General features: G+C 32.3%; 8 protein-coding genes. 3 read left to right on the top strand and 5 right to left on the bottom strand.

The window, feature by feature from the left end; genetic code table 11:
• Positions 1-4: 4 nt before the first annotated feature.
• Complete coding sequence (locus DOS84_RS12470) at positions 5-2680, top strand: putative LPS assembly protein LptD (RefSeq protein WP_424320175.1); 2676 nt, start codon at positions 5-7, stop codon at positions 2678-2680.
• A gap of 22 nt (positions 2681-2702) precedes the next feature.
• Positions 2703-3083 (top strand): RidA family protein, encoded by a 381-nt coding sequence (locus DOS84_RS12465; RefSeq protein WP_111410446.1) that lies wholly within the window; start codon positions 2703-2705, stop codon positions 3081-3083.
• On the opposite strand, the gene DOS84_RS12460 is transcribed toward DOS84_RS12465, so the two are convergent.
• The 5 genes from DOS84_RS12460 to DOS84_RS12440 all read right to left on the bottom strand — a co-directional run bounded on the left by DOS84_RS12460 (position 3064) and on the right by DOS84_RS12440 (position 11305).
• Positions 3064-3438: a methylglyoxal synthase gene (locus DOS84_RS12460; RefSeq protein ID WP_111410445.1), complete on the bottom strand. Its 375-nt coding sequence runs from the start codon at positions 3436-3438 to the stop codon at positions 3064-3066. The genes DOS84_RS12465 and DOS84_RS12460 overlap by 20 nt on opposite strands.
• 4 nt (positions 3439-3442) lie before the next feature.
• On the bottom strand, positions 3443-4294 hold the full coding sequence (locus DOS84_RS12455; protein WP_111410444.1) for an N-acetylglucosamine kinase: 852 nt from the start codon (positions 4292-4294) through the stop codon (positions 3443-3445).
• Positions 4295-4513: 219 nt separating this feature from the next.
• Positions 4514-5518, bottom strand: coding sequence for a type I glyceraldehyde-3-phosphate dehydrogenase (gene gap / locus DOS84_RS12450; RefSeq protein ID WP_111410443.1), 1005 nt, complete (start codon positions 5516-5518; stop codon positions 4514-4516).
• A gap of 42 nt (positions 5519-5560) precedes the next feature.
• Entirely contained in the window at positions 5561-6547 is a 987-nt protein-coding gene (pfkA, locus tag DOS84_RS12445; protein ID WP_111410442.1) for a 6-phosphofructokinase, read from the bottom strand.
• Between the two features lie 318 nt (positions 6548-6865).
• A complete protein-coding gene (locus DOS84_RS12440; protein ID WP_111410441.1) occupies positions 6866-11305 on the bottom strand; it encodes a translocation/assembly module TamB domain-containing protein in 4440 nt (1479 codons plus the stop codon).
• A 205-nt stretch (positions 11306-11510) separates the two neighbouring features.
• Between DOS84_RS12440 and tsaD the strand changes: the two genes are divergently transcribed.
• Positions 11511-12533 (top strand): tRNA (adenosine(37)-N6)-threonylcarbamoyltransferase complex transferase subunit TsaD, encoded by a 1023-nt coding sequence (tsaD, locus tag DOS84_RS12435; protein WP_111410440.1) that lies wholly within the window; start codon positions 11511-11513, stop codon positions 12531-12533.
• Positions 12534-12535 lie beyond the last annotated feature (2 nt).

Genomic DNA, 12535 nt, shown 5'->3' with positions numbered 1-12535 from the left:
ACCTTTGCATACAAACTTATTTAATATCGTTTTACTATCATTTTTCCTATCTTTAGGATGTTCTGATTTATATTCCCAAGATATAAAAAAGAAACAAACATCAATTCCTTCTAAGAAACAAGAAGTTAAGAAACCGATCAAGGAAGATAGTATTAAAAATCCTTTGGCTGAATCCCCTACTGACACCATTAAATTGGACACTATTAAAGTTAAAAAAAACTTTCTTAATGGTAAAGTAAAATACAAAGCAGAAAAATATGCAAGGATTGAACAAAAAAAGAAACTCATTACTTTGTATGACAAAGCCGAATTATACTACCAAGATGTTGAATTAAAATCGGGTATTATAGTAATGGATTACGAAAAAAACGAGGTTTATGCCGGAAGAATAAAAGATTCACTTGGCAATTACACACAATTTCCAAATTTCAAACAAGGTTCAAATGTTATCGAACCTGATTCAATTCGTTTTAATTTTAAAACTAAAAAAGCATTAATTTGGAATTCAAGATCTTCTCAAGGAGAATTCAACGTAAAAGCAGCTATAACTAAAAAGGAAAACGATTCGGTATATTTTTTAAAAGGAGCTAGATTTACCACTTCAAAAGATGTAGACAATCCTGAATATTATTTTCAAACCAATAAAATAAAATTTATTCCTGGTAAAAAAATAGTTACAGGTTTTACCAATATGGTGATTGAAGGGGTACCCACCCCATTATTTTTGCCTTTTGCTTATTTTCCTCTTTCAAAAGAAACCAGTACTTCGGGAATCATATTACCATCCTACAATGATTCCAACGATAAAGGTTTCTCTCTTCAAAATGGGGGGTATTACTTTGCTTTAAGCGACCATTATAATTTAACACTACTTGGAGATTATTACACCAATGGAAGTTACGGTATAAATGCACAATCCTCCTATGCCAATCGGTACCATTATCAAGGGAATGTTAATATTAGATTTGAGAACAATATCATCAGTGAGAGAGGGTATCCAGATTATTCAAAAACTAAAATTTACAATATTCAATGGTCACATTCTCAAGATTCGAAAGCTAATCCAAATTCCACTTTTTCTGCTTCTGTGAATTTGGGGAGTAGTGAATATTTTAAGCAAACAATTAATCAAGTCAATGTTGGTTCTTCATTAAACAATACTTTGAGTTCCTCCATATCGTACAGTACTGTCTTTCATTCTGTTCCAGAAAGTAGAATATCGTTAACTGCAACACATTCCCAAAATACGAATACAAAAGTAATCAACATGACACTTCCTACGCTTCAGTTTAGCTTGGATCGTATTTATCCATTTGCACTAAATGACGGAGCAAAAAAGGGAATCTTCAAAAACATCAACTTACAATACAATTTAAACGGAAAAAACAGCTTTGTAACAACCGATTCATTATTTTTCAAACCTGAAATGTTCAGAGACGGAGAACTAGGATTCCAACATACAATTCCAGTAAGTACCAATTTTAAAATTTTCAAATACTTTAGTGTCTCTTCGTCTTTAAATTATGAGGAAGTTTGGTATTTTAACACAATCGACAAACATTATGACGACCAATTAAGCACCGTTGTTACCACAGATGTAAAAGGATTTGACTCTTTTAGGACATACTCCTCTTCTACAAGTGTTGGAACAACAATTTATGGTACATTCAATTTTGGTGACGACAAAATAATAAAATCCATTCGACATATAATGCGTCCCGCAATTTCACATAGTTACACACCAAGTTTTGAGAAATATTACGATACTTATGCAACAGATGGCAGTGGGACTATGCAAAAAGATTACACACGATTTGAAGGAGGTATGTATGGCACCCCAGGCATGAATAGTTCCAATTTTGTTGGTTTCAATCTTAGTAATACATTTGAGGCAAAAGTAGCAGATAAGGACAGTACCAAAACTGAGCCTAAGAAAATAATGTTACTTAACAATTTGAATTTTTCAACGAGTTATAATTTTGATGCCAAGGAGCTTGCTTGGGCACCAGTAAGAGTAAGCGGTGGAACCCAATTTTTTGACAATAAATTGAGCGCTAATTTTGGAGCCACTTTTGACCCGTACGCGATTGACAACTCGGGAAACAGAATAGATGTTTTCAATATCAATAATGGAGGAAGTCTTTTTAGAATGACCAGTGCCAATTTGACCATGAATTATTCAATATCAAGTACAAAAGAGAAAAAAGAAAAAGACAAAAACGACCAAGGCAAAAGAAACGGAGGGCGTGAAGATGATTTATTTGGATCAAATATTGATGCTAATAATATTAGAAAAAGTCAGTTTGATGAGGACAATGAAGGTGAAGATGTTGTTTCAGAATTCTTTAGATCAAAATTGCCATGGGATATGACATTTGCTTATTCTTTGACCTATGGAAACAATAATAGAGAAAAGAAAATAACCGGAAATTCTATTATGATTTCTGCAAATGCAGATTTAACACCAAAATGGAAAGCTGGAATTTCTACAGGATATGATTTTGTTCAAAAGGGTGTTACCTTTACTCAATTACGTTTTGAAAGGGATTTATTGAGTTGGAGAATGGCTTTTAACTGGACTCCTTTTGGAGATAGTGCCAGCTGGAATTTTTTCATTGGAATCAAATCTGGTGTACTTAGTGACATTAAATGGGAAAAACGAAAACTTACCAATCAATAAATTTACTTTAAATATATAGGTTATGAAAACAATAATTTACACCGAAAATGCCCCAGCACCAATTGGACCTTATAATCAAGCTGTATTAAAAGGAAATACTTTATACACTTCCGGCCAGATCGCATTGAATCCAGTAACAATGGAGTTGGTAGTAGACAATATAGAATCGGAAACCAAACAGGTGATGGAAAACATGAAGGCCGTTCTCGAGGCAGCTGGAATGACTTTTGAAAACGTGGTAAAAACTACCATTTTCATTATGAACATGAACGATTTTGGAAGTATTAATACCGTTTATGGATCTTATTTTAACGAAAAAACCGCTCCAGCTCGTGAAACGGTTCAAGTGGCATGTTTGCCAAAAAATGTAAATGTCGAAATATCTATGATTGCTGTGCTATAGCATCAATCAACAATTGTGCTGTTGCTTCATTAGTAGCCAACGGCACATTGTGTACATCACAAACACGTATTAGCATATTAACATCTGCCTCATGCGGATGACTTGAAAGAGGGTCTTTAAAGAATAAAACCATTTGCGTTTTACCTTCAGCAACTCTTCCTGCAATTTGTGCGTCACCTCCTAATGGCCCAGAAAGCATTCTTCTGGTTTTAAAACCGGCAGCTTCCGCTCTTCCTCCAGTTGTTCCAGTTGCAATAAAATTTATTTTTTCTTGCTGAAGCACTTCACGGTTTTTAATTAGAAATTTAACAATATCTTCTTTTTTACCGTCATGGGCAATAATTGCAATTTCCATATAATTATTTGTTTGCAATATGATAAGCGATTAATCCATCAATAGGCCTTCTTAATACATTACCCAATTGCAATTCGTATTTTTCAAAAATTTCAGCTAATTCATCTTTTAGATAGAAAGCGATAGAACCTACAAAATGTACAGGTACTTCTTTACAATTTTCAAATTGCTTGATGTAATTCTTAATGAAAGATTTCATTTCTTTAAAAATTATTTTTCTACAAAATTCATGTTCTTTATGCTGAATTAAAAATTTTGCAAAAGTTGCAAGATAGGCGTTCGGATTAGGTTCTTTATATAATTTACTTTTGATATAGTCAGGGTCCACATCATACTCTTTTTCAAAAACTTCTGCTAATTCTTTTGGCATTTTATTAAAATAGTACTTTCTAATTAAATTTTTTCCAAAAACGTTTCCGCTACAATCATCCATAACAATATAGCCTAATGATTGTACTCTTTGTTCTAAAACTTTACCGTCAAAATAACTGCAGTTTGAACCCGTGCCTAATATACTAACAATTGCTTTTTCCCCTTTTGGTGTAGTAGCAAAAACAGCTGCATAAGTATCTTCTTCAACAACTACAATAGCATTTGAAAAATATTCTTTAAAAACCTGAGAAAGAAAAATTTTCATTCTATCTGTTCCGCAACCAGCACCATAGAAAAACAAATGGGTGGCTAATTTTTTATTTTGTGATATATCAAACCGATCATTTAATCGATCGAGAATTTCATTTTTATCAAGAATTTCTGGATTTAAACCTAACGTTTGTGTGGTAAACATAACTTTCCCGTCATCATCTATTGCAATCCAATCTGCTTTAGTAGAACCACTATCAACTATTAATTTCATATGTAGATATTTATTGTTTTTTATCGGTCATATGTAATTCGCATATCTTCATTGGCACTTGTAACCAATTTACGCTCATGCTCATTTCATATTATTTGGTTTATTGGTTATGAATTTTGTTCCTTATTTTAAACACTTCTAGTGAGAAAAACATTCAATAGAACAAAAAAATAAAATCCCATTAATTTCACTTAATGGGATTTTGTAAAATTATAAATTTTATTTCAATGAAGAGATATGAACAGCCAAGTCAATTAATTTACTTGAATAACCATATTCATTATCGTACCAAGACACCAACTTGAAGAAAGTTGAATTCAAACCAATTCCTGCAGTAGCATCAATGATTGAAGTTCTTTTATCAGAAATAAAATCTTGAGACACAACAGCATCTTCAGTAAATCCTAAAATACCGTTCATTGAAGTTTCAGAAGCTTTCTTCAAAACAGCCATAATTTCTTCATAAGAAGTTTCTTTGGCTACTTTTACAGTTAAATCTACAACAGAAACGTCAGCAGTAGGAACACGGAAAGACATACCTGTTAATTTTCCATTCAAATCAGGAATAACTTTTCCAACAGCCTTAGCAGCACCAGTTGATGAAGGAATGATGTTTATGCTTGCAGCACGTCCACCTCTCCAGTCTTTTCTAGAAGGACCGTCAGCAGTCATTTGAGTTGAAGTTGTTGCATGAACAGTAGTCATCAAAGCCTCAACAATTCCAAAATTATCATGGATAACTTTAGCTAAAGGAGCTAAACAGTTTGTAGTACAAGAAGCATTAGAAACAACAAGATCTGAAGCTTTTGCAGTTTCGTGGTTTACTCCCATTACAAACATCGGAGCATCTGCAGATGGGGCCGAGATAATTACTTTTTTAGCACCACCTTTAATGTGCTCATTTGCAGTTTCAATAGTTGTGAAGATACCTGTACACTCAGCAACTACATCAACATCAACTTCATTCCATTTTAAATCAGCTGGATTTCTCTCAGCAGTAATACGGATGTTTCTTCCGTTCACATAAAGTTTACCTTCTTTTACTTCTACAGTTCCATTAAAACGACCGTGAACTGAATCATATTTTAATAAGTAAGCTAAGTGATCTACATCTAGCAAATCATTTATCGCAACTACTTCTACGTTGTCTCTATTGAAAGTTTCTCTGAAGACAATTCTTCCAATTCTACCAAATCCGTTTATTCCTAATTTTACTTTTGACATTGTATTAAATTTAAATTATTTTTTTGTTTTATTTTTTTACTTTTAAATGGACATAATATCTGAAACGCGAAGTAATTCTCGATCTATTTCAGTATGTCCTTTGATGGCTTGTTCTAAAGGCGTTAATTCAATTTTATCACATAATAATCCAACCATAAAATTTGATTTGCCATCTAATAGACATTCAACAGCTTTTACTCCTAGTCGGCTGGCCAAAACTCTATCAAAACAAGATGGGGCACCACCGCGTTGCATATGTCCTAACACTGATACACGCACATCATATTCCGGAAAATTTGATTCTACGTAATCCTTTAGTTCAAAAACAGTTTTACCTATTTTATCACCCTCGGCGATAACCACTATACTTGAAGATTTTCCTGCAGCTTTACTTTTTCTTAAAGAGTCTAACAAACGATCCAATCCTAAATCTTCTTCTGGAATAAGAATTTCTTCAGCTCCAGCACCAATTCCTGCGTTTAAAGCTATATGACCAGCATCACGCCCCATTACCTCAATAAGAAATAATCTATTGTGAGAACTTGCCGTATCACGGATCTTATCAATTACATCAACAACTGTATTTAAAGCGGTGTCATAACCCAAAGTATGGCTTGTACCGAATATGTCGTTATCAATGGTCCCAGGAATTCCCATGACCGGAAAATTATATTCAGAATTAAATAATAATGCTCCTGTAAAAGAACCATCACCGCCTATTACTACCAGAGCATCAATTCCTGCTTTTACTAAATTTTTATGTGCTTTTTCTCTTCCTTCAGGAGTCCTAAATTCAATTGATCGAGCAGATTTTAAAATAGTCCCTCCTTTGTTTACAATGTTATTTACACTTCGGGGTCCCATTTCCTTAAAATCCCCTTCAATCATTCCTTGATAACCCCTATAGATACCAACACATCCTATGTTATGAAAAGCACATGTTCGCACAACAGAACGAATAGCGGCATTCATTCCTGGAGAATCTCCTCCAGAGGTAAGTACACCTATCTTTTTTATTGTTTTTGACATTTTTTTAAGTATTAAAGTGTAAATTTAGCATATATCAAAGATATTTTGGGGGTGCTTTCTAACATTTTAATAAAATAACTGAAATTCAAACGTTTTCGTTGATAAGTTTTTTTAATTCAAAAAGGACTATTTTTTATTTCCTTTTTGAAAATCCGAAACTGTCGGAAAATGGGGAAATACGAGCTATTTATCTATTTTTCGAAAAGAAATAAACAGACTTTATAAAATTAATGAATAAAGTGGAAAACAAAATCTAGCCATAAAGTTAGCTAAAATTTTGAAAAAAGGCATAAGCTACTTATTTATAACCAATTACCATTAATCATCCTCTGGAAGTACAGCATCCTGATTAACTTTTGGCTTGTCCGAATTAGGTTCTTTGGGCTTTGTAAAATTTATGATATCAGGATTCAAATTGGAATCAGAGTTATCATCTTTTGTTTTATTTTTTTTACCTATCGTTAGCTTTTTACTTTTAAACATTTTATCGACCAACTCTCTAAAAGTATCAAAATCCACCTCATAAGTAATACCAGCACCTTGAGTATAGCCTATATCTTGTCCTATATAATTTAAATCATTTTCTTTATTGAAAACATGGAAATTAAAAGATCCGTCATCATTTACTCTATATTTAATATCGACAGCTCCTACTATAGCAGATTCATTAACGCCCCCAAAAGGCACCCCAATTTTACCATTTATTGTAATTCTTTCATTTACTTGAGAAGTAACGATTGCTTCAACTCTACCATCCGTTTGGGTGCTTGGTCTATTGTCCGGTGAAACAACATTAAAATTCATTTCAAATTTTTCATTATTTGATTGAACTATATTTCCCAACATACTTGAAGCGGTTTCGTACATACTTGATGCAACAGCTTGACTGGATCCATCTCTACCCAAAAAACTCCCTGTTGACAATAAGTACAATGCCTGAGTTTGCCTTACGTCTTTATCAGCTAATTCTGTTTGAAGCTCTGATTTTAAAACACTTGTTATGGTAGGGAAATCAATCATGAAATCGGGTTCCGGATGTGACAAATCACCTCGAATCCCAATGATGACTTCAACATCAACCTTTTTATTGACACTTGAATTTTCTAATAGCAAGGCAGGGTTTGCCGATGTCTTATAAACCGCTTCTAAATTCAGTTGGGCTCTCATTGGGTTTCCTTCCCAAATAATAGAACCTCCTTTTCTAACTTTGAATTTCTTATCGATTAATCCACCATATTTAAAATTATAAGTACCATCATAAGGCAAGAAATCTCCCCACATATTGAAAGCACCGAGTGTATTAATTTTAAACAGAAGTGTACCATTTCCGCGTCCTTTCATTCCGTGTCCCGAACTTCTGTCCAAGATAACTTCAACCTCCGCATTGGGTGTGATTTCAAGATCAAACTCTAATTCAAGTCCATTATAATTCTTTGTTTTATCAACAATTCCTTTTTGCAAATTGAATTTTTCTTTCGGGGTTATAAAATGAATAAAGCTATTTTCACTTACGCTTTCTGCACTATTAATAGGTATTTTAAGAGCCGAACCTTTTTCAGATTTTGCATCAACTTTAATAAATAAACTATTTGCAGGTCCTTTAATTGTTGCGCTACCGTCAATAAATGCCGTTCCAAAATAAGCAGCATCTTCACTATCTTTAGTGTCCAACACAAGGAGCCTCTTTGAATTAATAGCCAAATCTAATTTCCAATCCGAAAAATTCTTATGTTCCACTACTCCATTTAAAGTTCCCGTAGTGTTGTATTTTGTATCTATTAAAGTGTTATTTCTAAAAAGAAATTTTTCACCTGTTAAATCAATAATAGTTTTTTCTTTCAATGCATAATCGACATTAAGATAAGGTATTGCCAATCCTCCACCATTAACATACAGACGTCCATTGACATCTGGTTTACTCAAAGTACCTCCAATAGTTGCATTTCCAGACACTAATCCCCTTATATTTGAAATAACATCTCCTCCCAAGGAACTTAATGTTGCCAAATTAAATTTATCAAATTTTAAATTCAAGTCAAACAAGGTTTCTTTGTTTACTATCTCAAAAGTCCCATCGGCACTAAAAGATTCAAAATCTTTATTTTCAATAGTAGAGAACAAGGTGAATTTTCTAAAATTTTCATCTCCTTGTATGTCAAAATTTAAAACTCCCAAATCATGATCGTTGACTTTCAAACTATCAATGCGTAATGATGCCGTAGGTTTATAGACCTGTTTATTTTGATTGTAATTAATTTTTCCATTTAAATTTCCATAAATAGCAAAACTCTGTTGGGCCGAGGTTAGTGCATTGATGTCAAAATTCTTGAATTCGACATTAATATCTTTGTAATAATTGCCCTTAAACTCCCCATCCAGCTTTATTTCTTGCTCCTTATTGGAAAGTATAAAATCATCCAGTTTAAACTCTGTTAGCTTTTTATCAAAAACCAAACGATTGTTGGCTAGATTCGCCTCATTCAAAAACCACAAACTATTCTTTAATTTAATTTCTGATTTACTGAAGCCGATTACATTTTTATTTTCCTTATTAATAGTATGATATAAGTCCAAATTAAAATAATCCTGCCCTTTTGAACCTCCTTTAAACTCAGTCCTAAAAAACAAAGTATCTTTTGAAGTGACATTTATTAAACTAAAATCACGGATTTTATATCTTTTTGTTTTAATACTATCCAACTCAATGTAGGCATTATACAATGGATTTTTATTATCAATATTAACCCTAATATTATCAAAAGAATTATCTGCAGCTTTTATATTTGGAGAATTAAAATTGAATTTAAATTCATTATTATCCGAGTTAATATTCCCTTTTACTATAGTATTTTCACTTATCTGAATTTCAGGGAAAAATACTTCGACTATCTTATTGTAAACTTCAAAATTAAATTTCAAAAACTGTCCTTTTTTAACCGGAATCGGTTTGTAGTTTGTATAAAGGCTTCCCAACGAATTTGTAACCAACCCTTTTAATTCAGAAAATTTATATTTTCCCACAACCGTACCATTAGTTATATCAGGAGCCGTTACTTTTATAGTTCGGATTCTTTTATCATCAAAACTTGAATTTAGATTAAAATCGTTAAATTGATAGGCAGTCTTTGAATTGACATAAGTAGCATTATTAACATAAATATTACCATGCATATTGTCAATAGAATTCCCCTGTACATCGACAATAATATCACCATTAAATTTAGAAATAGAATCCTTCACAAAATTCAGATTATTCAATTCCGATTTGTCAATTTTAATTTGAAAATCGTATTGACTTTCCTTTCTGCTTAAATCAACCAATCCATCAAAATTCATTTTTAAATTTGGATCGTTCACTATAATTGATCCTTTATATAAAGGCAATTTAAAATCCCCATTTACAGTAATATTCTTATAATTATAACCATTATATGCAAAATTCGAAACTATACCTTTCAAAGAAGTATTCAAGTACTTTTCTGAAAAACCATGCCCATCGACATCAATATTTAAACTAACTTTGGATAAATCCTTATTATCCAATAAATTTCCAATATTAAAATCATCCAAAACAACATAACCAACATAAGCTGCCTTGTCACTTTGATCCATATTATTGATGATGAATTTTGATTTCACAGCACCCAAAGCAGTTTTTGCCATAAGATTGGCATGGATTGAGGTGGTTGTAACCTGGGTGTTTCCAATTAATGAAATATCCCCAAATTTCTTTAAGATAATAGGGAGCTTTTTACCTAAAACATTCGGCAATATACTTACCAAATCATCATAATTAGCATCCAATTGATCAAACTTTCCATTCATATAGAATTTTTGATCTTTTGTCCCTAAAAGGTTTTTAAAATTTATAAAGCCAACGATTTTAGTACCTCTATTATCTCTTAGATATAAATCGAGAAATTTCAAATTATTTAAAGGTCCAGTAATATGCGATCTTAGTTTAAAATATTGATGTTTACCTAATTCATTGTAAAAAAAACGAATATCATTGGATGATAATGTTGTTGATTTTAACTTAACATCAAATTCGACTTTATTTTGAAAATCAGAAAAATCTTCAATCTCATAGTTCAAAGCAGCATAACCTTTAATACTGGATTCTTTGGTTTCAATTTCCATTTTATCCAATATCATATGCTGTTGGGTAAAACTATAATTCCCCTTTAAGCTTTTCACATACAACCCCCTATGATCCAAAAAAGACATTTTTTGAATATTAGCATAGACTTCGGGACCATATACTTTAAAATTGGTAACAGATATATTCAATCTTGTAAAGTCGACAGGTTTTACGGTTTCATGATTTTCATCACTCAAAATAAATCGACCATTGGACAAATCAATACTTGAAGCTGTTAATAAAAAATGTTTCTTGGAAGGCGTTTTACTCGTGCCAAATGCATCAATAAAATAATCCAGATTTGACTTTTTTTCTTTTTTATAGGTTTTTAAATTAAAAAGAACACCATCCATCGCCAAATCTCCAAAAATTAGATCTCCATCTAAAATCTTTTTGACACCCAACAATGAAGTATTCAATCTTTTAACATAAATCAAAGTGTCTTTATGATGATCTATAATCAATACTCTTTTTAGTTTTACACCTCCAAAAAGGGTAAGCTGCACTTCATCAATATCCATATGGAGACCATAATCCTCATTGATACTATTCGTGAAATACTGAGCCAGCTTAGTTTGAACAAAAGGTAAACTAAGGGCTATAAAAAGTACTAACAAAAGTAAAATTAGTCCAAGTAGACTGCGGAATACTATTTTTTTAATCTTTTTGATAAGAGTCGCTTTTTGTTTTTTTAGTACAAATAAATAATTTGCCTTTGGAAATGGTAATACCTTAACTAAAAAATCTTTAATTTTGGCACAGCTGTAAAAATACTATTTTTATAGTAATCCATCAAATATACTTCAAAAATCATCTTTTCATATGCAAATTCCAGAGGTTTATATACTTGCCATAGAAAGTTCGTGTGATGATACTGCCGCTGCAGTATTATGTAACGACAAAGTATTGTCAAATGTTGTTGCCAATCAGTTAATTCATAATCAATATGGAGGTGTTGTACCTGAACTTGCTTCTCGTGCACATCAACAAAATATAGTTCCAGTAATCGAGGCTGCCTTAAAAAAAGCTAACATTAAAAAAGAACAGCTATCTGCAATTGCTTTTACGCAAGGTCCGGGACTTATGGGGTCTCTTTTGGTTGGAAGTTCATTCGCAAAATCAATAGCATTGGCTTTACAAATACCTCTTATTGCAGTAAACCACATGCATGCCCATATTTTGGCTCATTTTATAGATGAAGATGGCTTTGACAAACCTAGCTTTCCATTTCTTGCGTTAACAATAAGTGGTGGACATACCCAAATTGTTCGGGTTGATGATTTTTTTGATTTAACAATCATAGGTGAAACAACAGACGATGCTGTGGGCGAGGCATTTGACAAAAGTGCCAAAATACTTGGACTTCCCTACCCAGGCGGTCCTTTGGTTGATAAATATGCACAGCTAGGGAATCCAAAAGCATTTCCTTTTACAAAACCAAAAGTACCAGGATTGGATTTCAGTTTCTCTGGTTTAAAAACAGCTATTCTTTATTTTATCCAAAAGAAAAAAAATGAAAACCCTGAATTTATAACCGAAAATTTAAACGACATCTGTGCTTCCATTCAATACACTATTATAGAAATATTGATGGATAAATTAAAAATGGCAGTTAAAGAGACTGGTATCAAACAAATTGCAATTGGCGGAGGAGTTTCGGCCAATTCTGGAATTCGAAATACTTTGAAAGAAACAGAAACAAAATACGGTTGGAAAACATACATCCCTAAGTTTGAATATACTACCGATAATGCTGCAATGATTGGAATTGTAGGTTATCAAAAGTTTTTATCCCAAAAATTTGAAACCGCAGAAGTTGTTTCAAAAGCACGAATACAATTTTAAAT

The sequence above is a fragment of the Flavobacterium aquariorum genome (genome assembly GCF_003254745.1).
GTDB classification, from domain to species: Bacteria; Bacteroidota; Bacteroidia; order Flavobacteriales; family Flavobacteriaceae; genus Flavobacterium; species Flavobacterium aquariorum.
The sequence above is the reverse complement of the archived record's forward strand: the minus strand, read 5'-3'. Positions and strand labels throughout refer to the sequence as shown.